This window comes from Spirosoma knui (assembly GCF_054780635.1).
The window spans coordinates 16198-41970 of record NZ_BAAGVY010000001.1 but is presented as its reverse complement, the minus strand read 5'-3'; the positions used below and the strand labels follow the sequence as shown (position 1 = coordinate 41970).

At 51.0% G+C, this 25773-nt stretch carries 15 protein-coding genes; 10 read left to right on the top strand and 5 right to left on the bottom strand.

Features of this window, described 5'->3' with window-relative positions:
• Position 1: 1 nt before the first annotated feature.
• Together ACYVIY_RS00115 and ACYVIY_RS00110 are read right to left on the bottom strand one after the other, a co-directional pair.
• On the bottom strand, positions 2-1405 hold the full coding sequence (locus ACYVIY_RS00115) for a sensor histidine kinase (RefSeq protein ID WP_460974203.1): 1404 nt from the start codon (positions 1403-1405) through the stop codon (positions 2-4).
• A gap of 6 nt (positions 1406-1411) precedes the next feature.
• On the bottom strand, positions 1412-2359 hold the full coding sequence (locus tag ACYVIY_RS00110; protein ID WP_460974202.1) for an acyl-ACP desaturase: 948 nt from the start codon (positions 2357-2359) through the stop codon (positions 1412-1414).
• A gap of 202 nt (positions 2360-2561) precedes the next feature.
• Here ACYVIY_RS00110 and ACYVIY_RS00105 point away from each other — a divergent pair, with 202 nt between their 5' ends.
• A complete protein-coding gene (locus ACYVIY_RS00105; protein WP_460974201.1) occupies positions 2562-3311 on the top strand; it encodes a lysophospholipid acyltransferase family protein in 750 nt (249 codons plus the stop codon).
• An 11-nt stretch (positions 3312-3322) separates the two neighbouring features.
• On the opposite strand, the gene ACYVIY_RS00100 is transcribed toward ACYVIY_RS00105, so the two are convergent.
• On the bottom strand, positions 3323-4693 hold the full coding sequence (locus ACYVIY_RS00100; RefSeq protein ID WP_460974200.1) for a sigma-54-dependent transcriptional regulator: 1371 nt from the start codon (positions 4691-4693) through the stop codon (positions 3323-3325).
• 170 nt (positions 4694-4863) lie between these two features.
• On the opposite strand from ACYVIY_RS00100, the gene ACYVIY_RS00095 reads away from it, so the two are divergent.
• Both ACYVIY_RS00095 and ACYVIY_RS00090 read left to right on the top strand, forming a co-directional pair.
• Complete coding sequence (locus tag ACYVIY_RS00095; protein ID WP_460974199.1) at positions 4864-6639, top strand: ArnT family glycosyltransferase; 1776 nt, start codon at positions 4864-4866, stop codon at positions 6637-6639.
• A 227-nt stretch (positions 6640-6866) separates the two neighbouring features.
• Positions 6867-8114: an efflux RND transporter periplasmic adaptor subunit gene (locus ACYVIY_RS00090; RefSeq protein ID WP_460974198.1), complete on the top strand. Its 1248-nt coding sequence runs from the start codon at positions 6867-6869 to the stop codon at positions 8112-8114.
• A gap of 79 nt (positions 8115-8193) precedes the next feature.
• On the opposite strand, the gene ACYVIY_RS00085 is transcribed toward ACYVIY_RS00090, so the two are convergent.
• Positions 8194-8553 (bottom strand): four helix bundle protein, encoded by a 360-nt coding sequence (locus ACYVIY_RS00085; RefSeq protein WP_460974197.1) that lies wholly within the window; start codon positions 8551-8553, stop codon positions 8194-8196.
• A gap of 90 nt (positions 8554-8643) precedes the next feature.
• Here ACYVIY_RS00085 and ACYVIY_RS00080 point away from each other — a divergent pair, with 90 nt between their 5' ends.
• From ACYVIY_RS00080 to ACYVIY_RS00055, 6 genes are all read left to right on the top strand, one after another.
• Complete coding sequence (locus tag ACYVIY_RS00080; protein WP_460974196.1) at positions 8644-9321, top strand: ABC transporter ATP-binding protein; 678 nt, start codon at positions 8644-8646, stop codon at positions 9319-9321.
• Between the two features lie 508 nt (positions 9322-9829).
• A complete protein-coding gene (locus ACYVIY_RS00075) occupies positions 9830-12217 on the top strand; it encodes an ABC transporter permease (protein ID WP_460974195.1) in 2388 nt (795 codons plus the stop codon).
• Positions 12218-12422: 205 nt separating this feature from the next.
• On the top strand, positions 12423-14837 hold the full coding sequence (locus tag ACYVIY_RS00070) for an ABC transporter permease (RefSeq protein WP_460974194.1): 2415 nt from the start codon (positions 12423-12425) through the stop codon (positions 14835-14837).
• A 57-nt stretch (positions 14838-14894) separates the two neighbouring features.
• On the top strand, positions 14895-17336 hold the full coding sequence (locus ACYVIY_RS00065) for an ABC transporter permease (RefSeq protein ID WP_460974193.1): 2442 nt from the start codon (positions 14895-14897) through the stop codon (positions 17334-17336).
• Positions 17337-17467: 131 nt separating this feature from the next.
• A complete protein-coding gene (locus ACYVIY_RS00060; RefSeq protein ID WP_460974192.1) occupies positions 17468-19885 on the top strand; it encodes an ABC transporter permease in 2418 nt (805 codons plus the stop codon).
• Positions 19886-20042: 157 nt separating this feature from the next.
• Entirely contained in the window at positions 20043-22430 is a 2388-nt protein-coding gene (locus ACYVIY_RS00055) for an ABC transporter permease (RefSeq protein WP_460974191.1), read from the top strand.
• 121 nt (positions 22431-22551) lie between these two features.
• On the opposite strand, the gene ACYVIY_RS00050 is transcribed toward ACYVIY_RS00055, so the two are convergent.
• Entirely contained in the window at positions 22552-23106 is a 555-nt protein-coding gene (locus ACYVIY_RS00050; protein WP_460974190.1) for a sugar O-acetyltransferase, read from the bottom strand.
• Positions 23107-23322: 216 nt separating this feature from the next.
• On the opposite strand from ACYVIY_RS00050, the gene ACYVIY_RS00045 reads away from it, so the two are divergent.
• Entirely contained in the window at positions 23323-25734 is a 2412-nt protein-coding gene (locus ACYVIY_RS00045) for an ABC transporter permease (protein WP_460974189.1), read from the top strand.
• Positions 25735-25773: the final 39 nt, after the last annotated feature.

Genomic DNA, 25773 nt, shown 5'->3' with positions numbered 1-25773 from the left:
CTTAGAAAATCATGTTGAACGTACTGCCTTGGCCTGGGGTCGACTCGGCGGTAAGCTGACCGCCGTGGAGCTGCATAATTTGTCGGGACAGACTTAGACCGATACCCGAGCCCGTTTTTTTAGTCGTGTAAAACGGAATAAAAATCTGCTCCAGTGCTTCGGGTTCAATGCCGGGGCCGTTGTCGGATACGCGAATCACTACGTGTGGACCGTCGGCACTAGCCTCAAGCCGGATCGACGGGTCAGTCGGTGTCAGGCCCGGTGTTTTTTCCAAGCTTTCGACGGCGTTCTTCAGCAGATTGATCAATACCATTTCGATTTGCGCAGCATCGGCCCGAATGGCCAGATTGGGCGAAGCAATGTCGATGGTGATCTGGCTTTTCTGTGCATTAGCCTGGGCAAGCTGCGCAACATGACGTAACAACTGCTCAACACCCACCTCGGCAAAAATGGGCTGCGGAATGGTGGTAAAGTGCCGGTACGCATCAACGAACCGCATGACACCAGCCCCTCGCTGCTCAATAGTACTCAAAGCATCGCGCAGATCGCTGATCGATTCGGAGACAACCGTTGGCAGAACAAGTTCGTTGTCAGCACCTCCGTTCTCCAGGTCTACCGCCTGTTCCGTTTTTGTTAACGGCACTAAATCCGTTTCTACAATATCGCGCATGGTACCCGCCAGCGACACAATCGGCGTGATGGAGTTCATGATCTCGTGCCGCAGTACCTTGGTCAGGTTTTGCCAGGCTTCAAGTTCACGCTGTTGCAGCTCCGTCCGGATGTTCTGTAACGAAGCGACGGTAACCAGGCGGCCGCGCAGTCGCACGGCCGTGCACCGAACCGATAATTCGCCATCCGTACCAGTCTGGTACATGACCGGGCCCGAGGCATTCGTTGCCGAACGAAGCAGGTCGGCCAGATCGGGGTGCGTAGCGTTCAAATCACTGAGCGTCCGCACCCGATAGATCCCCAGCAGCCGAAGCGCCGTTTGATTAACGAGTTCGACCTGCCCCGCTACGTCGAACGTCAGCAGGCCAACACTAACGTGCTGAACAATGGTATTGACGTAGTGCAGGTTCGCTTCTTTCTCGGCCCGTGCCTGCCGAAACGCATCCAGCACTTCGTTGAACTGGTCGTTGAGGTCGACAAACGAGGGGCCGAGGTTACTATCGGTTCGAAACGCAACGGCGAAATCAGAATAGCGCACCGACTCCAAAAATCGAGTGAGTTTACGATTCAGACCCGTCACATACTGATACAGATTCAGCGTGAGCAACAGCAGCAGAATAGCGGCCGGAAACAGCCAGAATTGATTGGCCTGCCGCAAATACATGGTTACGATCGCTCCGGTCAGGACGACGATACTGACAATCCGCCAGCCAATACCGAAAGCGAAACGGTTCATAGAGATCTAGGCAATCCAGCTAAATGGGTATTCGAGCGTTGGCACTTTTGTCCGCTCAGCTACCCGGCGCAACCGATCCGGCAAAGCCATCAGGTAGTCACGGGCGCGCTGACCGGCGTCATTCAGTTCAACAATAGCGCCAATATTCCAGTCAGCCAGCAAAGAATCGGCAATGTCAATGTAGTCATACGTCGTGTAAACGCCTAACCGCTGGGCTGCATCGGAGAAATGACTAAAAGTCTGCCCAATTTTGGTACCTGTTTCGCGCAAAAAGTGAGCGGGCATCACAATTTTTTTGCGCATCATATCTTCCAGAGCCAGCATCATTTCGGAAGGATCGACCTCGAAAATCTGCTGCACAAAGGCCTTGTAGGCTTTAGCATGGCGCATTTCGTCCGAAGCAATCACGCCACAGATCTTGGATAGCTGTGTGCAGCCTGCCTGCTTGGCCAACGTAGCCGTTCGGCGGTGCGATACGTTCGTGGCCAATTCCTGAAACGAGGTGTAGACGAAGTTGCGGTACGGGTCGCGGCCCGTGCCAATATCAAAGCCATCGGCAATCAGGTATTGGGTGGATACTTCCATAGCCCGCATGTTAACCCGGCCCGATAAATACAAAAACTTATTCAGCAAGTCGCCGTGCCGATTTTCTTCGGCAGTCCAGGCCCGAATCCACTTCGTCCATGCTTGCTGCTGGTCACCCTGATCAACCCCTTCCATATCCATCAGCCAGGATTCGTAGGTGGGCAGGGCCTCTTCGGTTATAGTGTCACCGATCAGAACGGCCACGTAATCGTACGACAGTTCACGCGCACTTTCGCGAAGCAGTTTCACCTCCGCCAGAAAATCTTCTTTGGTAGCATCGGGCAGTAGATCCGCCGGCTGCCAGTTCGACTCAACAGGTTTCAGATACTCTCCGATCAGGGCGTCGATTTTCTCACCGACGAAACGCATAACATCCAAACGTGCTCCAGATAAACTCATGTAAACTCAACGCAGAATATTGACAAATAATCCAATTATCCAGCAAAGTACGATTAAAATACACCACCATTTTAGGCAGCCGATCAATTTCTACGCAAGAAAAAACCGCCAATCGTTAATTTTGATCCTAAATTATTTGTTCTGGCGGTAGTCGTATAGCCGCGCATTCTTTATGAAAAAATTACTCGATTACGTGCTGAGCTGCCTTTATCTACTCTACTTCGGGTTGGTGCTCGTTGTATTTCACGTTGCTCAGGTAGTCGCGTTTCATGCCTTTGGCAAGCCCGCCCACAAAAAGACGGTAGACTGGATGAATGCGTGTATCGCCTACGGGTGGTATCTGACCGGCAGCCAAATCCAGTTTCAACAGCAGCCGAACCTGCCCACGGACCGTCCCATTATTTTTCTGGCTAACCACCAAAGCATGTTCGACATCTCGCCGATCATCTGGTTTCTGCGTCGCCATACGCCGGTGTTTGTTTCCAAGATTGAACTGGCGCACGGCATTCCCGGCGTTTCATACAACCTCCGCAAGAGTGGTGCTGCGCTCATCGACCGGAAGGACCCCAAACAGGCGATCGTTGAGATAGCCCGGCTCGGGAAGTTTATTCAGCAGCACAACTATTCAGCGGTTATTTTTCCGGAAGGAACCCGGTCCGCGTCAGGGCAAATGCGGCCCTTTGTTACCGGCGGAGTGGCTACCTTATTGAAACGGGCTCCGAACGCCCTGGTCGTTCCGATTGCCGTGCGCGGCACGGGGCATTTCAATCCGAAAGGGGTGTTTCCGCTCCGGTCGTTCTCAACGATGTCGTGGAGGGTGTTACCCGGCATTGAACCGGCAGGCCGCACAGCCGATGAAGTAGTACGGCTCGCGCAGGAGTCCATTACGGAGGAGTTAAATGGACTTATTGCTCAGTCCTAAGCCAGTACATATTATAGCCCAAATTTTTCCAGACGCCGGTACAAGGCCTGCCGCGATAGACCCAACTCACGCGCTACGTCGGTAATGCTGCCCCGGTGTTTCTGCATAGCCTGCTGAATCAGCTGGCGTTCCATGTCTTCCAGTTGCAACGTTTCGTTCACGGGCGAACTCGCCGAAGCATCTTTCCGAAACACAAAATCGGTAACTTCTAACGTAGAGCCCTGGGCCAGAATCACCGCCCGCTCAACCGCATGCTGTAACTCCCGTACGTTACCCGGCCAGCGGTATTGCTTCATTTCCTGCAGTAAGATTGGGCTTAGGTTGTTGACAGGTCGGCTGTATTGCTTGGCGTATTTCTTCATGAAATGCTCGGCCAGCGGACCAATGTCCGTAGGTCGGTCGCGCAGGGCGGGCAAGTGCAGTTCAATAGTGTTGATGCGGTACAGTAAATCCTGTCGGAATACGCGCTCCGCAACGCGTTCGTTCAAATCGGCATTCGTCGCGCAGATCAACCGGACATCAATGGGCTTCGCTTTATTTGACCCAACCCGCGTCACCTGGCGCTGTTGCAGAACGGTCAGTAGCCGCGCCTGCTGCGAAGCGCTTAAGTTTCCGATTTCGTCGAGAAAGATAGTGCCGCCATTCGCTTCTTCGAACCGTCCGGCCCGATCCTCACGCGCATCAGTAAAGGCGCCTTTCACATGGCCAAACAGCTCACTCTCGAACAGGCTTTCGGTTAAGGCGCCCACATCGACGCTCACGAACGGCTTATCGCGCCGGAGGGATTGTTCGTGGATCGCGCGGGCAACCAGATCCTTACCGGTACCGTTTTCACCCAGAATCAACACGTTGGCATCGGTAGGTGCAACTCGTTCGACGGTATCGAGAACCGGGCGCATGGCCGCGCCAATTAAAGACTGCGAAACGACTTTCGGAACCGAGCTATTTTTGCCAACAATCTTCCCTTCTTTATCCTTGGTCCCTTCGTCTCCGTCAACTTTTTTGCCCTCAACGGCCCCCCGAATAGTATCCAGAAATTTGTCGTTCTGCCAGGGTTTCAGCACAAAATCAACGGCCCCGGCTTTAATGGCCCGAACGGCCATCTCTACATCGCCATAGGCCGTAAAGAGTACCACCCGCGCCTGTGGATTAATATCCAGAATGCGGTCGAGCCAGGCAAAGCCTTCGCGTCCACTGCTCACATCGCGCTGAAAATTCATATCCAGCACAATGGCATCATATTGATTGTTGTTAAGCAGGAACGGAAGCTTTTCGGGGTTCTTTTCAATGTCCACCGTACGGGCGTGCCGCTTCAACAACAAGCGGGCGGCCAGTAAAACGTCGGGGTCATCGTCGACGATTAGAAGTTTGGCATCTTGCATAGCTCAAAGATAAACCGGATGACTATATTGTTGCATACGATACCGGATGAACGGCAGATTAGGCTTTTCTTACGTACTTTGAGGATTATAAAAGTCACTACGTCGGTGTGGACCACGGCTCATTCGTGAGCCTGGCCGCCGTTGCTTTATTGGCTCTCCCTACCAAGTTAATGACAGAAGAACGGTTACCTTTTACGAATCGCTGGTTTTACGGTTTACTGGCGGCTGGCCTATTTTTGAACGCAACCGGCCTGTTTGCACCTATTCTCGAACCCGACGGGGCCTTGTACGCAACTATTGCCAAAAAGATAGCACAAACTGGCGATTTTGTCAACCTATATGCCGTTGGAACCGATTGGCTTGACAAACCTCATTTTCCATTCTGGATAACGGCCATTAGTTATAAGATATTTGGTATTACCACGTTTGCCTACAAATTCCCGGCGCTACTGTTCTTTCTGGGCAGCGTTGCTTATACGTATGCCTTCGCCCGGTTAATTTATCCGAAACTGGTTGCTCAGGTTGCGGCACTCGTGCTGCTGACAGCCTTTCACGGCGTATTGTCGAACAGCGACGTCCGGGCAGAACCTTACCTCATGGCCCTGATCATCGGTCCAGTTTACCATTTCTGGCGGGTGTTCGCTGGGCAGGGGGCAGGGAGCAGGGGGCAGGGAATGACCGGCAGCAGTTCTTCCCTACTGTCTGAGTCGTCCAAGCCGATTACCTCCAGCCCTCTGCACCTCCTGCTCGGTTCACTGCTGACCGGCTGCGCCCTGATGACCAAAGGTGTGTTTGTCCTGGTGCCAATCGGAGCCGGACTTGTGCTGCATTGGCTGCTGACCGGTAACTGGCGCGAGCTTTTAAAACCGCGCTGGTACGTAGTGGTGGCCTTGTCCTTTCTGTTTACGCTCCCCGAAGTGTATTGCCTGTACGTCCAGTTTGACCTTCATCCCGAAAAGGTGATATTCGGCGAAACGGGCGTATCGGGCGTGCGTTTTTTCGTTTGGGATAGCCAGTTCGGCCGCTTCTTCAATACGGGTCCGATTAAAGGGCAGGGTGACAAGTTTTTCTTTGTGCATACGCTCCTGTGGGCCTTTCTGCCCTGGTCGCTTCTCCTTTACGTAGGCGTTGGCAAGGCGCTGGTTGGTTTAACGAAGCGAAACCAGCCAGGTTCAGACAGCTTACCGGAATACGTATCGCTGGGGTCGGGACTCGCTACGTTCCTGCTGTTCTCGCTGTCGGGATTTCAGCTACCGCATTATATGAACATTGTTTTCCCGTTTTTCGCCATACTTACGGCTCACTTTCTGGTCAATTTACGCCCACTTGCGCTCCGGCGCTGGACCATCGGGCAGACCGTGATTGGCCTGCTTTTAGTCCTGCTCAGCGTCGCTATTCTGCTACTGGTCGAGCCGAATCAACCAGGGCTAGCGCTGGGCTGGGTTGCGGTCATTACGTTCGCTACGTTCACCCTATTCCGAAAAACAAGTCTGTTGTCGCTTATGGGCCGTATGGTTGGCGTAGTGCTGATGCTGGCCGGCATGCTGAATCTGTTTCTGTACCCAACGCTCATGTACTATCAGGCAGGCATGACGGCCGCTCGCTACGTGAATGGACAACCAGGGCTTGCCAATCGACCAACTGTACTGTACGAACCCGGAACGGGTGTGGGAGGTGGGAGTTACTGGACGTATGAATTTTACGCCGATGCTCCGACTGTGTATGCCCGGTCGGATTCAGCTTTATCCGCTCAGGTTCGGGAGCAATCGAAACAGGTGTTTACTACGGCAACCGAGGCCGATTCGCTGGCGAGCCGGGGTTTCAACGTTCGACGGATAGCCTCGTTTCCCTACTACCATGTCAGTGTATTGACGTATGGTTTTCTCAACCATAAGACCCGCGCCCAGACGGTAATCCCCTACGTTCTGGCGGAAGTAAACCAATAAATTGCCGTTGTTTTCAGCGGTGTTATATCATACGATAAAAGCGGACAAATAATTGTCCGCTTTCGGACAGACATTCGTCAACAAGATTAGCCAATCGACTGACATTCAACAGTAACCTGTAGTTGGCACGGCTATTGGAAGCATTTTAACCAGCGAATGAGTTCAAAGCGTCTGATCGCTCTGGTCGGCGTCCCGGTTTCACTATTTCACTCGTTCGCTACTTGACAATGGATCGCGTCTTACCTAAACGTTTCTGGACAACCCAGCGCATTGCACTCTCAGGTGGTGGAGTACTGATTGCTGCCTTATTAGCTTACACATTCTTCTTTGCCGATCGTCGCTCGAAGCTTAATGTAGAGAAAGATAAAATCACCGTTTCGGAGGTCAAAACAGGTCCGTTTGAAGATTTTATTGCGGTGACCGGCGTTGTGCAGCCTCTTAAAACCATCCGGCTCGATGCCATTGAAGGTGGCTACGTAACGCAAAAATTGGTAGAAGGCGGTAATACAGTCAACAAAGGTGATGTCTTGCTAAAGTTAGAAAACCAGAACTTGAAGCTGAGCTTCTTACAGTCGGAAACGGAAGCGAACCGGCTTGTGAACGAACTCCAGAATACCCGCCAGCGACTGCGCGTTGAACGCTACACCCTGCGTAAAACCCTGGCGGATCTGGAAGCTCAAATCGATCAGGCAAAGGACACCTACGATCGGCAGGCCAAGCTTATTAAAGACAAGGTTGTTTCGGAAGAAGACTATTTAAAAGCCAAACGGGCGTACGAGCGTCTGGTCGAGCAGCGCAAAATTGAAGTTGAGTCTCAGAAATATCAGGAGGACAACTCAAAAATTCAGATTCAGCAACTGGAAGGTACGCTGCAACGGACTCAACGTAACGTAGCGCTCTGGCAGCAAACGCTCGATAACCTGGTCGTGAAAGCACCGGTATCGGGGCAGTTGTCGAGCATCGATGTGGAAGTAGGTTCGAACATTAACCGGGGTCAGAACATCGGCCAGATCGATGATTTGAACGGCTTTAAGATGCGGGTGGGCATCGACGAGCATTACATCAGCCGCGTATTTGCGGGCCTGAAAGGTTCGTTCGAGTTCAATGGCAAAATGCACCAGTTAGAAATCAAACGCGTCTATCCAGAAGTAAAGAATGGTCGTTTTGAAGTTGATATGACGTTTGTAAATGGCGCGCCAACCGGCATCAAACGGGGCCAGTCATCGCCGATTCAGCTCGAATTAGGCAAGGCGGCCAAAGCGACTCTGCTGCCGGTGGGTGGTTTCTTCTCCGACACGGGTGGCAACTGGGTGTACGTTGTCGATAACTCAGGCAAGCGGGCGATTAAGCGTACCATTACGTTAGGCCGCAAGAATCCAGAGTTCTACGAAGTGCTGGATGGCTTACAACCCGGCGAACAGGTCATTACAAGTTCTTACGAAAATTTTGGCGATAACGAAGTCCTCGAGTTTTAAGGAGGAAAGGAGAAGAAGGAGGAATGGGAAGAAAGGGAGCTTCCGTCTTGTTTCACCTGCTCCTCCTTACTCAATGCTGTTAGAACTTTTCTATTCTGGTTTTGATCAGGTTTTGCAGCATCGACGAAATGATACGGCTCTTGGCTAGCAGTTCATTACCAGTTTCCTCATCGAGGATTCCAACACCGATAGCCAGGTAGATTTGCGTTCTTAACTCACCATTAGAGCCCTTGGCAATGCGTAGGAACCGAATAAACTCTTTATTAGTGTGGCGCTCGAAGCCCTCTGCAATGTTTGACGGCACAGAAACGGATGAGCGTTGCATTTGGTCACGCAAACTATAGTCTTTACAATCAGCGAGTAACTTGTATAAGTCAACTGCCTGAGTTAACCCTTTTTGCCAAACTAGTAGGTCTTCGAATTTTTCAACTTTAGCCATGATTACGAGAGTTAAGGTGAGTATGGGCAAAGCTAGTAAAATCCCTTTCGTCCCTATCCTCCCTTCCTCCCCACTTCTCCTAAAATAACAATGATCCAGACAATTAACCTTCAGAAACTCTTCGCCACGGAAGAGGTTGAAACCACCGCCCTCAATGGCATCAACATGGATGTGAAAGACGGCGAATTTGTTGCCATCATGGGGCCCTCGGGTTGCGGCAAGTCGACGCTACTCAACATTCTCGGTCTGCTGGATAATCCTAGCGATGGCGAGTACAATTTCTACGGCACAGAAGTGGCCAAAATGACGGAACGGCAGCGCGCCCAACTTCGTAAAGGCTCGATCGGGTTTGTTTTCCAAAGCTTCAATCTGATCGACGAACTAACGGTTTATGAAAACGTGGAGTTGCCTCTCTTGTACCTAAAAACCCCCACCGAAGAACGTAAAGCTCGGGTAGAAGAAGCCTTAAACCGCATGAGTATCATGCACCGGCGCAATCACTTTCCGCAGCAGTTGTCAGGTGGTCAGCAGCAACGGACGGCCATTGCCCGGGCGGTTGTGGCCAAACCCAAGCTGATTCTGGCCGATGAACCGACGGGTAACCTCGACTCGAAGAACGGGGAAGAAGTAATGAAACTGCTGGGCGAGCTAAATGACGAAGGTACCACGATCATTATGGTAACGCACTCCCCCTACGACGCTGGCTTTGCCCACCGCATTGTCAATCTGTTCGACGGAAAAGTCGTCACCGAAAATTTCCACGTATAGATGGTTGAACTGGGATTTAGCTGATTTTACAGATTAACAGGATTTTGTTTACCCCTCTCGTGGAAAGCAAAATCCTGTTAATCTGTAAAATCATTGCCAGGTCATCCGTTGGGTTCAGAAAAAGACGTTCAAATTCAGTGCAATACGTTGGAGAATGGGGATGACTCAGTCAGTCCACCGTCGCCTTTCCGGTAGCGTAATCAACTCCGGATTTTGTTATTGTATAGGAAGCCTTCCAGAATTTATAATCCTGCTCGTCAATCAAAGACAATATCAGGAATTGGTGAGTTGTACTAGCCGACCATTATTTCGGGCAGAAGCTCCGACTAAATATGGCCCGATGCGTATTTACTGGTAAACCCAGCGATTATGCGTTGATGAAAAGCAGGCTCATTGATCCCAGCGCCTTGAGTGACAAACCTTTGCGGGACAAGGTCAGGATAGCCTATCATCGTCAAGCTCTTTCGATTTTTGCTTATTAACACCATTCAAAATCAGCAAAATCTCTATGTTCCGCAACTACTTCAAGATCGCTGTTCGGAGTTTGTTAAAGCATAAACTCTACGCGTCGATTAACGTATTTGGGCTGGCATTAGGGATGGCCTGCAGTTTACTGATTGGCTTATGGGTCAAGGATGAGTTGAGCTATGACCGTTTCCTACCCGATGCTGACAAAATCTGTTTTGTACGGGTAAATTTTCCGTTCAACGGCGACACGGTGACAAATTTTGTTACGCCGGGGCCATTGCAGGAAACGATTTCACAGTATATTCCAGAAGTGGCGGCTGCCACCAAAATCAACTGGGGCTTCGAAACGCTCATTAAAGTAGGTGATAAAGCCGCGAAAGAAAAGGGGCATTACGCAACCGCAGACTTCTTTGATGTTTTCAACTTGCCTGTCCTGCAGGGGAATGCTAAAGCAGCGCTGGCTCAAACAAATCAGATTGTTATCACTCGAAAAGTAGCCGAGAAATATTTCCCCAATACGTCGGCTCTGGGCAAAACGGTCCAGCTCGACAACAAAAAATTCTACGTCGTAGGCGCTATAATTGAAGATTTGCCTTACAACGCTACGTTGCAATTCGGCTGGCTGGTCAACTGGAAAGTGCAGGAAGAGGACTGGATGAAAACCTGGGGCAACAACTCGTTTCAGACCTTCGTCCGGCTCAAGCCCAATACGACGCTGGCGCAGACAGAAACCGCGATGAGCGTGATTTACCCACGTTATGCCGGAAAGAACTTTGAAACGGGTCGCCCCACTTTACAGCCCATTACCGACCTGCACTTGTATGAAGACTACAAAAATGGCAAAGCCGTTGGCGGCCGGATCGAGTACGTTCGAATTTTCTCTATCGTAGCCTTATTCATCCTGCTCGTTGCCTGCATCAACTTCATGAACTTAGCGACAGCCCGTTCGGCCATGCGTGCTAAAGAAGTTGGCGTTCGAAAGGTAGTCGGGGCTATGCGGTCATCGCTGATTGGCCAGTTCTTAAGCGAAGCTATATTAACAAGTTTACTGGCGGTACTGCTGGCTTCAGCACTGGTCTGGTTTATACTGCCAACGTTCAATACGTTATTTAGCAAACAGCTGGCCATAAACCTGAGTGAGCCTTCGCTCTGGCTCCTGCTTGGGGGCCTCATACTGGTAACCGGCTTCGTGTCGGGCAGCTATCCGGCGTTGTTTCTATCCTCCCTCCAACCCATCAAAATTCTGAAAGGGCGTTTACAGTTCGGTTCTGGCCCTACCCTGTTTCGTCGGACGCTGGTCGTGTTTCAGTTTTCCTTATCCATATTCCTGATCGTAGGCATGCTCGCCGTTGGCAGACAGATGGATTATCTGCGTACCAAAAACCTGGGCCTCGACCGCGAAAATGTGATTTACATGCCGCTGGAAGGCGAAATTGCCCAGCCTAAAAAGGTAGAAGCTTTCCGGCAGGAAGTCATGCGAACTCCGGCTATTTCATCGGCGACGACTACTATGTTGTTACCCGTAAATATTCAGGCCTCTTCTGCCGATCTGACGTGGCCGGGTAAAGATCCTAAGCAGCAAACGAACGTCTCCTGCATGTTTGTTGGCGGTGATTTTACCAAAACTATGAATATCAAGTTGCTCGACGGTCGTGATTTCCGGTTTGATAGTCCGGCGGATTCAACCAACTACCTGATCAATGAAGCAACGGCCAAACTGATGAGCGAATCGGCCGCACCGGCGGACCGGCCTGGCATGAAAGACCCGGTGGGCAAAGAAGTTTCGTTCTGGCCCGGTAAAGGAAAGATTATTGGGTTAATGAAGGACTTCCATATCAATTCACTGCACGACCCCATTAAACCGTTGATTCTGGCGTTCGATGCGCGGAACACAAGCTATCTTCTCGTACGAACCAAAGCCGGACAGACCCAACAGGCCATCAGCGATATGGAGCGGCTGGCCAAAGACTTCAACCCAAATTATCCGTTCAGCTATCATTTTCTGGATGAAGAATACGAAGGCCTATACCGCGCTGAGCAGCAGGTCAATACGCTTGTGAATTACTTTGGCCTGCTGGCGATCCTGATTTCTTGCCTGGGTTTGTTCGGGCTGGCCGCTTTTATGGCGGAACAACGGACCAAAGAAATTGGCGTGCGCAAAGTACTTGGTGCCAGCGTTACCAGTATTGTTAGTTTGCTGTCAAGAGACTTTCTCAAGCTTGTGTTTATTGCTCTGGTACTGGCCTCACCGATAGCATGGTGGGCACTGAACAAGTGGCTGGGCACCTTTGCGTATAGAACTGATTTGAACTGGTGGATTTTCGGTTTGTCGGGTGGGCTAGCCGTGTTTATTGCTTTCTTAACGGTAAGCTACCAAAGTATCAAAGCCGCCCTGATGAATCCCGTCAAGAGCTTAAAAACCGAGTAGAAACCGTTCGTAATCGGACGTACGACTGTCCGGAACTGGACAACGAAACCATACAAAAAGGCCGTTTTCTTACTGAGAACGGCCTTTTTGTATCATGGCACAACAGTTGAGCTTAGTTAGTGCGACATTCGCCACAACGCAACTAATTTCTGGGGGTGTTTGAAACGTAACACCCGATTCGATCTCCTTTAACGTTTAGCCATCTATGCTATTCAATTACATCAAAATTGGCCTTCGCAACCTCTGGAAGCATCGTACGCACACGATAATCAATGTGGTCGGTTTAGCGGTAGCCTTTGCCACCGGGCTGCTGCTTTTTCTGACCTCGGCCTTCGAGCTATCGTACGACCGGTTTCATACCGACGCCGACCGCATTTTCAGGCTCTATTTTGAACAAAGCGAACGCGACGGCAAACTCAGCAAAAGTGCGTCCATGCCTTACCCGTTAACGCCTGCTTTGAAAGCTGAAATTCCTGAAATTGAAGCAGTAACACGAGTTGTGTGGGGAAGTGGAGGGGTTCGGAGAGGTGAGCAGACCTATAAGAAAATGGTACGCAGTTGCGACGCCGACTTCCTGAAGGTATTCTCGTTTCCACTAAAAAAAGGCGACATCAACACCGCCCTGGCCGGCCTGAGTAACATTGTCATCAGTGAGAACATGGCCAAAGACATTTTTGGGACGGCAGACCCTATGGGTAAATCGATCCAGATTCGGCTGGACAACGGCTGGCAACCCTTCGTCGTAACCGGTGTTATCGGCGACTTTCCGGACAACTCTACTCAGCAGTACGATGCCCTGACCCGTATTGAAAACAAAGGCGATTACGCAGACTATAAAGGCCGGTGGGATCACACGAATCATGAGACGTATGTGAAATTAAAAGCCGGAACTACACCGGCCATGCTGCAACGGCGCTTGCAGGGCTTTACCGACAAATACTTCGCGTCCGACAACAAGGAACGTAACGCTCAGGGGTATCCGAAAAACAGTCTGGGCTATCAGAAAAGTCTCTTACTAATGCCCTTTACCGATGTCCATTTTGACACAGAAACGGGCGGAGGCCAGGGAATCAGCAAAACGTACATTTATACGCTGCTGTTGGTAGGATTATTTATTCTGGCAATTGCCTGCATCAACTTCGTCAATCTGACCATTGCGCAGGCCGTCGGGCGGGCCCGGGAAGTAGGCGTCCGAAAATCGCTGGGCGCTGGTCGGGCGCAGTTGTTTGGTCAGATCTGGGGCGAAACATTTCTGCTCTGTTTTGTCTCGCTGCTGATTGGACTCGGACTGGCCTGGTTCTTTTTGCCCACCTTCAACCGGCTTTTTAGCAGCCATCTGTCGCTTGACAACTTCTTGCAAGTCGATACGTTGCTCATAACGGGATTAGGTTTTGTGCTTGTAACCCTGGTGGCGGGAGGTTACCCATCCTGGTTTGCGACCCGCTTCAATGCGGTAGAGGTCTTAAAGGGTAAAGTGAGTCTAAAACGGCCGGGGGTGTTACGTAACTCCCTTATCGTGGCCCAGTTTGCCATTGCCTGCCTGCTCATTGTTTGTACGCTGATCATGGGTCAGCAAATAAAGTACCTGCGCGAAAAGCCGATAGGTATCAACGAGGAGCAGGTTATTAGTATACCGGTTGGGCAGGACCTTGATGGGGAAACCGCCCTGCGACAGGTACGCAGCCAACTGGCCAACAACCCCAGCATTGTATCGGTTTCGGGATCAGGGGTTAACATTGGTGCCGGGCTGGATGGCAACTCGTCGCGTATGATGTACGGCTTTACGTATAATAAGCGTGATGTACGCTGCGACTGGCTGCGGGTCGACTTCGATTACCTGAAAACATTAGGGGTTAAGCTCGTTAAAGGCCGTGACTTCAATTCGACATTTGGCACCGATACGGTATCGTCCGTGCTGATTTCGGAGAGCATGGCCAAGCAACTGGGTGAGTCGAACCCAATTGGCAAGTTCATAAAACCCGATCAGAAGCCATTCCAGATCGTTGGTGTCATCAGTGATTTCAACCTGTATTCATTGCACCAGAAAGCCGAACCGATTACCCTGCAAATGACCGATGGCTCGGTCAATTACGTCTTGATTCGGGTAGCTCCGCAAAACCTGACCAGCGCCATGAGCGAGGTAAAAGCCGTCTGGAAAGACATTGCGCCCAAGCAGGAGTTTCAGGGGTCATTCCTGGACGAGAACACCGACCGCTGGTATAAACGCGAACAACGCCTGTCAACCATTTTTACGACGGCGGCTGGTATCGCTATTCTGTTATCGTGCATGGGTCTGTTCGCTATCGCTGTCCTCAGCATTGAGCAACGTACTAAAGAGATTGGGGTGCGAAAAGTGCTGGGGGCGTCGGTTACCAGCATTGTCAGCCTGCTCTCGAGAGATTTCCTCAAACTGGTGCTGATCGGTATTGTCATTGCCTCGCCGATTGCCTGGTGGGCTATGAGTGGGTGGCTCACGAATTTTGCTTATCAGATCGACATGCCGTGGTGGGTATTTATCGTGGCAGGGGGCCTGGCGGTACTTATTGCCCTCTTGACCGTTAGCTATCAGAGTATCAAGGCAGCCCTAACAAACCCAGTGAAAAGTTTACGCAGCGAGTAATCCGGTAAGCGGGGCCCTCGCCTACCGAATTGCTCTCGCCCAAACTCATTTATAAACATGTTACGTAATTACATCAAAATCGCCTGGCGAAATCTCCGCAAGCAACGAGGGTTTACCTTCATCAATATTTTCGGTCTGGCGGTAGGCTTGGCCTGCTGTCTGCTCATTACGCTTTACGTTGTGGACGAGTTGAGCTACGACCGTTTTCACGCCAAGGCCGACCGCATCTACCGTATCAACACCGACGTTAAGTTTGGGGGCAACGACATGCGAATGGCCGTTTCGCCCGATCCCATTGGCCAGACGCTCAAACAGGATTACCCACAGGTTGAGCAATTTGTGCGGCTTCATGATCGGGGGATATGGCTCGTCAAGCAAGCCGGTGCCACCACCAACCTGCGCGAAGATCATATTACGTTCGCCGACTCTACCTTATTCGACGTGTTTACCTTACCCCTCGTTTCGGGCGATTCCAAACGAGCGCTGGCTTCACCCAACACGGTCGTTATCAGTGAATCGGCAGCTAAACGCCATTTCGGTACTCAGGACCCGATCGGTAAGACGCTGATTTTCGACAACCAGCAGGCGTACAAGGTGACGGGCGTAATGCGTGATATGCCCACGAACGCGCATTTTCACAGCGATTTCTTCCTGACCATGCTGAATGATAAATATCCGTGGGGGCAGTGGCTAAGCAACAATCACTACACGTACATTGTGCTGAAAGAGGGCGTAGATTATAAGCAGTTTGAGAAAAATCTGGATGCCGTTATCGAAAAGTACGTCGGCCCGCAAGCCCTTCGGGCGGTCGGGTCCACTATGGAGCAGTTCCGGAAAGCCGGAAATGCATACCGATTCTGGTTACTACCCATCACCGATATTCATCTTCATTCTAAACAGCAGATCGAGTATTTGCCTGCCAGTGACATTCAGTACGTTTATATCTTCTCGGCAGTAGCTCTCTTTATTCTGCTGATTGCCTGTATCAATTTTATGAACCTGGCCACAGCCCGCTCGGCTAACCGCGCCAAAGAAGTAGGTGTTCGGAAAGTTCTGGGGTCCGAACGTCAGCAGTTGATCGGGCAGTTCATGTCCGAATCCGTGCTGATGACAGTCTTGGCGATGGCACTGGCGCTGGTTATAGTTGCTGTAGCGATTCCATTATTCAATACCATTGCCGCCCGAGAGTTAACCATTCAAAGCTTACTATCACCTTATTTATTGCCCGTACTGGTTCTGCTACCTATCGTTGTAGGCTTACTAGCGGGTAGTTATCCGGCCTTTTTCCTGTCGTCGTTCCGCCCGATCAGCGTGCTGAAAGGTAGTACAGCATCTGGGAAGGGGAATCAGAATATCCGGAGCTTCAGTCTGCGGAGCGGTTTGGTTGTTTTTCAGTTTATGATGTCAGTCATCCTGATCGTCGGCACCATCATCGTTTACCGGCAAATTAAGTTTATACAAACGGCTAATTTAGGTTTTAAACGTGAGCAGGTTCTGACCATCAATGATGTGTACGCCCTGGGAACCCAAGCCGAAACCTTCAAGCAGGAAGTACTTCGCCTACCCGGTGTAATGAGTGGTTCTGTATCAGGCTATCTGCCGACACCGTCGAGCCGAAGCGATAACTCGTTTTTTCCCGAAGGCAAAGTGGACCAGCGTAATGCCGTACAGATGCAAATCTGGGGCGTTGACCACGACTACGTTAAAACCCTGGGTATGCAGATCACTCAGGGGCGTGACTTTTCCCGCGAGTTTGGTTCCGATTCCACAGGCGTTCTCCTGAATGAAACAGCCGCTAAACAGTTTGGCGGCAAGGACATCCTCGGCAAACGAATTATCACCTTCGACGACCCAACCCTCAAAACCTTTAAAACTTACACGGTCGTTGGCGTCGTTAAGAACTTCAATTACGAATCGCTCCGGCGCAACATCGGTGCCTTATGTATGATTTTGACTCCAAACAGCGGAGCAGCTTCATTCCGGCTGAGCAGCACCAACTTACCGGCTGTTGTTAGTCAGATTGAGGCTAGGTGGAAGCAACTGGCTCCTGGCCAACCCTTCAATTATGCCTTTATGGAGGAAGCGTTCGACAACATGTACCGCGCCGAACAGCGGGTCGGTACCATCGCCCTGACCTTCGCGGGCCTAGCCATCCTGATTGCCTGCTTAGGGCTGTTCGGTCTGGCTGCGTTCATGGCCGAGCAACGGACCAAGGAGATCGGCGTAAGGAAGGTTTTAGGCGCGTCGATTTTCAGCATCGTTGGGTTGTTAAGCAAAGACTTTCTGAAGTTGGTTGTCATTGCCATTTTGGTTGCCTCACCGATTGCCTGGTATGCCATGAGTCAGTGGCTGAAGGATTTTGCGTACCGGATCGATATCGAATGGTGGGTGTTTGGCCTGGCAGGGATTTTAGCGGTAGGCATTGCCTTGCTGACGGTGAGCTTTCAGAGCATTAGAGCCGCCCTAATGGATCCGGTGAAAAGCTTGAAAACAGAATAAAAGGGGGGGGAGGAAGGAAACGAGTGAGATGAAAGGGAGTTAAATTCCTTATTGCTTTTTCTCTTACTCCTCCTCCCATTCGTCCCCTTCCTTCCTCTCCTCCCCTTCCTGCCTTTTTTCTTCTAACAACCATGCTACGGAACTACCTGAAAATTGCGCTACGCAGCTTTGCCAAGCACAAGGTATATTCATTTATTAACCTTGGTGGCCTAACCGTTGCTATTACCTGTTGCCTGCTGCTGGGCCTTTACATCCGGCATGAGTGGAGTTTTGATCGTTTCCACACCAAATCCGACCGCTTGTATCGCGCCTGGACGGAAGAGGAATACAAAGGAGATCGCTTTAAAAACGTCACTACGCCTTACGTGCTAGGGCCAACCTTAAAAGAGACGTTTCCAGAAATTGAAGCCATGAGCCGTGTGCAGGCCAGCAACTTCAACGTTCAGAAAGGTACAGAAACCTTCAGCGAGCGCATCCACCTGGCCGATCCGGCCTTCTTCCAGATGTTCGACTTTCCCCTGGTCAGTTCGCGAACCAGTAATCCATTGCAGGAGCTATTTTCGGTCGTGCTGACCGAAGACATGGCGCAGAAGTATTTTGGCAGTGAGAACCCTCTGGGAAAAACGCTGAATATTCAGTTGGATAACGCAATGCAGGCCTTCACGGTCAAAGCCATTGCGAAGAACGTACCGACGAACTCAAGCATTCGGTTTGGTATTCTGTTGCCAATGGCGCACGTCAAGAGCATAGCCTCCGACAGAGCCCTGAAGAGCTGGTTCAACGTAACACCTGAAACGTATGTCTTGCTCGGGAAGTCTGCCAGCGCCGACAAACTGGCGGCTAAATATCCCGCCATGCTACGTACTGCACTCGGCGATAAATACAAGGGCGACAACTACATCGTCAATTTGCAGCCCATCCCCGATATTCATCTAAACAAAGAACTGGATGGCGGCTATGAACCCATCAGCGACCCGACGTATTCGTATATTCTGTCAGGCATTGCGTTGTTTCTGCTCGTCATTGCCTGTATCAATTTCATGACCTTGTCCCTGGGCCGCTCGGTAAGCAGAGCTCAGGAAGTGGGCGTCCGGAAAGCAATGGGTGCCATGCGTAGCCAGTTGATGAACCAGTTCTGGAGCGAAGCGCTGCTCATGACCGTTCTAGCGGTTAGTTTGGGCGTATTCTTTTCCCTTGCGCTGACACCCATGTTTGGTCAATTAGCCAATCAGCAGCTGCAATTCCGCTTCGATGGCACGACGGTGCTCTTGCTGGTGGGACTGGTCCTTACAGTGGGATTGGTAGCGGGCAGCTATCCGGCCTTAGTTTTATCAGGCTTCCGACCGGTTGAGGTTCTGAAAGGTAAGTTATCGCTCAAGGGCGATGTCAGCCTCTTCCGGCGGATCTTGGTCGTTGTTCAGTTCAGCTTATCGATCATGCTCATTGCGGGTACGTTCATCTTAAATCAGCAGTTGGGCTACCTGCAAAATAAATCGCTGGGGTATCAGAAAGAACAAACCGTTGTTATTCCGACGAGAACAGGGGGAGAAGAGGGCCGGGCGCTGGTCGATCGGTTTAAAAATGCAGTAGCCAGTCAAAAAGAGGTGATCGCGATTACGTCTTCGGCTTTTCCATTTGCCTCGGGCGGCTGGGGCGATATAGGCTTTACCGACAACCAGAAGGTGTACCGCAAATGCCTGTTCAACGTAGTCGATCCGTATTTCCTGCCGACCTATGGCATCAAGCTCGTAGCCGGCCGCAACTTCGACCCAAAAAACAGTGCTGATAATTACGGGGCCATCATCGTCAACCAGGCATTTGTCAAGCAGTTTGGCTGGAAGAACCCAATCAATGAACGGATACCCGGTAAGTTTCCGGCGCACCGTGTTATTGGCGTGACCGACGATTTCCATTACGCATCTCTGCACGAAAAAGTCCAGCCGCTCATTCTGATGATGCGCTCCGATTCTATTTTTGAAGGCATCGAAAATCTGATGTTTCAGTCGTCGCCTTCGCCTGACTTATCGATAAAACTGACGGCGGGTAACCTACCCCAAAAGGTAGCCATGCTTGAACAAACCTGGAAGCGTGTTGCGCCCGATCTGCCATTCAGCTTTACGTTCCTGGATGAAGATTTGCAGCGGCAATACGAATCCGAACAGCGTTTGGGCCATATCGTAACCATTGCCTCCGGACTCTCTATTCTGATTGCCTGCCTGGGTTTATTTGGTTTAGCCACTTTAGCCGTAGCGCGCAGGACCAAAGAAATTGGCGTACGGAAAGTCCTCGGCGCATCGGTGCCCAGTATCGTCAATCTGCTCGCCAGGGACTTTTTGAAATTAGTGCTGGTGGCTATTGTCATTGCATCACCATTGGCCTGGTACGCCATGCATCAGTGGTTGCAGAACTTCGCGTACAAGATCGACATGCAGTGGTGGGTATTCCTTCTCGCCGGTGCACTGGCCTTACTTATCGCGTTCCTGACCGTCAGCTTCCAAAGCGTAAAAGCGGCCTTGGCGAATCCGGTCAAAAGTTTGAAAATGGAATAAAGGGGAGGAAAGGGAATAAGGGGAAGAGTGGGAGAAGAGGAAAGAGCAGAACGAGTTTTCAATCCCTTTCTTTCCCTTTTCTACCTCTCGTCCCCTTCCTCCCTCTCGTCCTCTTCCTCCCTATCTCCCCTTTCCTCCCCTTCTTTCCCTAACAACTATGCTACGCAACTATCTAAAAATTGCAATACGGAATCTCTGGAAGAACCGGCTGTTCAGCACCCTGAACATTGTGGGCATGGGCGTAGGCATGGCGGCCGTTGGGCTGATGAGCCTATACATCGCGCACGAACTTAGCTACGATCGTTTTCACGCCAATGCTGACCGGATCGTTCGGGTTGTACATTACGCAACCTGGCCGGGCGGTGATCTAAAGCTGGCACCTACTTCCGCTCCGTATGCCAGCGCCCTCCAAAACGAGTACCCCGAAATTGAAGAAACGGTACGTATGCAACCCGAAGGGGGCGGGCTGATTACGTATAAAGACAAAAAAATTGAAGCGAACGACATCTTTTTCGCGGACAAGACCATGTTCGATGTCTTTACCTTCCCGTTTTTGTACGGCAATCCCGCTACGTCCCTAGCGCAGCCCCAAAGTATTGTTCTCACCAAAAGTCTGGCGGAAAAACTGTTTGGCGATGCAGCTAAAGCCGTAGGCCAACCCATCGAGTTCAGCAATCATTTTGTGAATACCGTTACCGGGGTCATTGACGACGTACCGAACAGTTCGCATTTTCGGTTTAGCGCGTTACGTTCGATGCCAGCCAACTACACCAGTGGCTGGCAGAATTTCGAACTTTATACCTACGTACTGCTGAAAAAGGGCAGCGATTACAAGGCGCTGGAAGCCAAACTTCCTGCTTTCTACGATAAATATCTACGAAAAGAAATAGGTGAGGTTACGTACCGCATGGAGCTTCAGCCCCTCACATCAATCCATCTTCACTCGCACCTGGACTATGAAATCGGCCTTAATGGCAATGCTCGCACGGTCTCGGTGTTCGCCATCATCGCGGTTTTGCTCTTGTTCATTGCAGGCATCAATTACGTAAACCTGTACACGGCCCGGTCGATCACCCGGACGCGCGAAGTTGGGGTGCGCAAAGCTATCGGCTCCCGGCGGGTTCAGCTTGTTAGCCAGTTCATGACCGAGTCGCTCCTGATGGCTTTCCTGGCGAGCCTGCTGGGTGCCTTACTGGCGAATATTCTTCTGCCCTGGTTTAATGAACTAGCGGACCGTTCGCTTTCACTTACGCAGTACGGTCAACGCACGACGCTGGCCATTGTGGTTCTGTTTACACTATTGCTGGGCGTTGGTAGTGGTCTCTATCCGGCCTTGCTGCTATCGGGTTTCCGACCCGTTACGGCGCTGAAAGGTCAGCTAGGGGGCCAGTTCAGCAAGGTTCAACTCCGGCAGTCGCTGGTTGTCTTCCAGTTCGTAGCCGCTGTGGCCTTAATTGCCTGCTCAGCCATGATCTACCGGCAAATGAATTATGTGCAGCACAAAAATCTCGGCTTTAATAAAGACCAGGTGCTGACTTTTCACCTGGACAGTGATAAACCTCGCCAGCAGGTGGAATCATTGAAAGAGCAACTCCGCAAAAGCCCATTTATTGAAGCTGTAGCGGCCGCGTCGAACCCGATCGGTAACAACAATATCGGTACGAACGGAATGTTTTTCGAGCAAAACGGCACCATGCCAACGTCAACCCAGGTCGTTCAGAAATTCTCTGTCGATTCGGATTACCTGAATACGCTGGAGCTGAAGCTCGTTCAGGGACGTAACTTCTCGGCCTCGTTTCCCAGCGATGCACTCGGTGCGGTGCTCGTCAACGAAGCGTTGGTGAAAAAAATGGGCTGGCAGAAGCCGATCGGTAAGCGGGTAAACTACTATATCGGCAAAGACCAAACCGCCGAGGCACGGGTTGTGGGGGTAGTTCGGGATTTTCATACCTATTCGCTCCAGCACAAAATCGAGCCGCTGGTGTTGCAGATGCCAGCCCCGGCTGACAAGGACAACCTCTACGTACGCATACGGCCCGAAAAAACCGCCGAAGCCCTGGCCTATATTAGTCAGGTCTACCACACCTACGATCCAGCGGCCAGTCTGTCGTTTCATTTCCTCGATGAGAATTTTTCGCAGCAGTACAAAGCTGAACAGAAACAGGGGCAGGTATTGCTTTCCTTCACGCTGCTGGCCGTGCTGATTGCCTGCTTAGGCTTGTTTGGGTTAGCGGCCTTTGCCGCCGAAGCCCGTACCAAAGAAATTGGGGTGCGCAAAGTGCTTGGTGCCTCGGTTGGTAACGTAGTGACTCTCTTATCCAAAGATTTTATTAAGCTGGTGTTGATAGCTGTCGGCATCGGGTTACCCATCGCCTGGTATCTGACAAAACAGTGGCTGCAAAACTTTGCTTACCATGTCGACCTGGAGTGGTGGGTGTTTGGCCTGGCAGGGCTTTTGGCCGCAAGCATTGCGATACTAACCGTCAGCTTTCAAAGCGTAAAAGCCGCGTTGATGAACCCAGTGAAAAGTTTGAGAATGGAATAAGGGGGAGGAAGGGGAAGAGAGGGACTAAGGGGACGAAAGGAATTAAAATTCTTTCTGCTTTTCCTTCCTCCCCTCTCTTCCCCTTATTCCCTTCTTCCCTCTCTTCCTCCCCTCTTTCCTTCTATACCAACTCCCGAATGACACGGCAGGGATTACCCGCTGCGAATACATTGGCTGGCATGTCTCTGGTAACGACGCTGCCCGCGCCAATGGTTGTGTTGTCGCCGATCGTTACGCCGGGGCAAACGATAACGCCACCGCCTAGCCAGACGCTATTGCCAATCGTGATCGGTGATGCCAGTTCGGGGCCCTTGTCCCGTTCGGCCGCGATAACAGGATGATAAGCGGTGTAGAGTTGTACGTTTGGCGCACATTGCAGGTTATCGCCAATGATAATTCGGGCACAATCCTGAAAGGTGCAGAAATTGACGAAGCAATTTTCGCCGAACGTAATGAATGGACCGTAATCGCAGTAAAATGGGGCCTGAATATTAAGCCCCTGTCCGAAACCGCCCAAAATCTGTTTGAAGATTGCCTGCCGTTGGTCTTCGGCATCATAGGGCGTTCGATTGAATTCGGCGAACAAAGTCCGCGCTTTGTACCGCATGTCTACCAGTGTCGGATCGTTGGCGATGTACAATTCGCCATCGAGCATTTTCTCTAATTCTGTTTTCATTACGTTGACCAAGAATATATTCGCCGGAAGATAAGCAGTGCTGGCTTTTTTTCGGCAAATCGCCTGTCCGCAACTGGCCGAACGATCGTCCGTTTGCGGACATATCCGTACGTCCACCAATCTTTACATATTGACTTACAGTAACTTACAAATCTGGTACGACGTTTGGGCGAATCTAACAGATCTCGTCGTTGAACCATTTTCCGTCGATCGGTTATGATACGTAATTACCTGAAGATTGCCTGGCGAAGTTTACTCAAACACCCAACTACAACGGGTATTCACGTACTGGGACTGACGCTGGGATTAACGACCTGCCTGCTCATTGTACTATTTATTCGCAATGAGTTGAGCTATGACCGGCACCACCATCTCGGCGACCGGATTTATCGGGTCAGCGAGATTACTACGACGAGCGACGGAACCGAACGATCGGGCATTACGCCCTATCCGTTAGCCCTGGCGTTACGTAACGACTTTAGCGATTGGGCTAAAATAACGCGTGTTCATGCCGATGAAAATATAAACATCACGCTATCGCGGGAGAAAATTATCCGTGAGAAGAACGTCTTGTTTGCCGAACCTGAACTGCTCGATGTGTTTGACATCGACATGGTGTCTGGCAATGGCCGGGAAATACTGAAACAGCCTAACCAGGCTATTTTGAGCGAAAGTACGGCCCGTAACTATTTTGGGGGCGCACCTGCCATTGGCAAAACGTTCAAACTGGATGGTAAAACCACGGTACAAGTAGCGGGCATCATGCACGATATGCCGTCGCAGTCGAACCTGGCATCCAGCCTGATCGTGTCTTTCCCCACCATGAAAACCTATTTTGAGCTGGGAATTGATCACTGGGGGTTACGTTCGGGCGGTTCCGTTTTTGCCTTGCTGCCAACTGGCCACGCGCCGACCGATTATGCAGCCCGCTTAGCAACCGCCAGCAAAAAGTATTTTGCCCGGGAACAGGGGGAAAAACACGAATTGGTTCTCCAGCCCCTGCACGACATCCATACGAATCCGGAGTTTGAAGGCACCCGGTTTGCCCAAGCCATATCGCCGACGTATCTCTACGTATTCGCTGCCATTGGCCTGTTTGTGTTGCTGATTGCCTGCGTTAACTTCATCAACATGTCGACGGCCCGGGCCATGACCCGCTCACGCGAGGTGGGCGTCCGCAAGGTAGTTGGCGCTACACAGTCTCAGTTGATCAGCCAGTTTCTCAGCGAAGCGTTCTGGCTGTCGGCAGTTTCGGCCGCACTCGCCTTGACGTTGACCTACTCCGTTTTGCCTGCCGTTAATGATTTCATGCAAAAACAGATCGGTTTTCGCTGGAACGAGTCATTACTGTTTATTGCCGCACTCGCGTTGCTGACAACGGTTTTGGCGGGTACATATCCTGCTTTCTTTCTGGCGCGGTTTAAACCCATAAAAGTTTTGAAAACGCAGTCGGAACCAGGGCGGAGTGGACAAGCATGGTTACGGCAGGGACTGGTGGTGTTTCAGTTCACGATTTCGCTCGTATTGGCAGTTGGGGTTCTGGTCATCTATCAGCAGATGACCTACTTCCGACAGAAAGACCTGGGCTTTCAGCATAATGCGCTGGTGACCGTTTCGGTACCTGAACCCAACAATCTGGCGGCTCTTGGTCAGGAGCTTCGGCAGATTCCCGGTGTTCGGCAGCTTTCGTTCGCGCTGGGTGCTCCGACGTCCGATAGTAATTTCGGCACCAATATGCACCCCGACCCGGCCAATCAAGACAAACAAGTGGGTATCTCGCTGAAGCTTGTCGACGCTGATTATTTGAAAACATATGGTTTGAAGCTACTAGCCGGACGCTTTCTGGACCACCACGATACGTTAGCCATCGCCAGTACGGTTGCGGAAAAAGACCGGCGTTACGTATTCGTTGTCAATCAAAATGCAGTGAAGGCGATGGGGCTGGCCCAGCCCGAGCAGGCATTAGGCCGGAAAATACACATTGGACTCAACGACATTACGGCTGAGATTATTGGGGTGGTTAAAGACTTCCACACGAGCTCTTTACGCAACCCGATACAACCGATGGTGATGATGAACTTCCCGTATTTCTATCGATCGGTGGGCCTCAACTTACAAACTCAGAACTACGCTAAAACGCTGGCCTCTGTCGAACAGGTTTGGCATAAGTTTTACCCCGATAACTTATTTGACGCTAAGTTCCTGGAGCAAAGCTTACAGGAACAATACGAAGACGAAGAACGCCAGTTCACGCTGCTACGTGTATTTGCCGGGCTGGCTCTGGTCATTTGCTGCCTGGGCTTATGGGGCTTGGCTACGTTCATGATCGAACGCCGAACCAAAGAGATTGGCGTACGCAAAGTGCTGGGCGCATCGGTGCCGAGCCTGGTCTCCCTACTGTCGCGCGATTTCTTGAAACTGATTCTGATTGCCATTGTCATTGCCTCGCCCATTGCCTGGTATGCGATGAACCAGTGGCTGAAGGACTTCTCCTATAAGATCGAGATTGAGTGGTGGATGTTCGTGGTAGTCGGGCTGCTCGGTACGTTGGTCGCGATATTGACGGTGAGTATTCAGAGTATGAAAGCCGCATTGATGAATCCGGTCAAAAGTCTTAAAACCGAATAAGGAGAATAGAGGAAGGAACGAAAGGGTTAAAAGATTTAT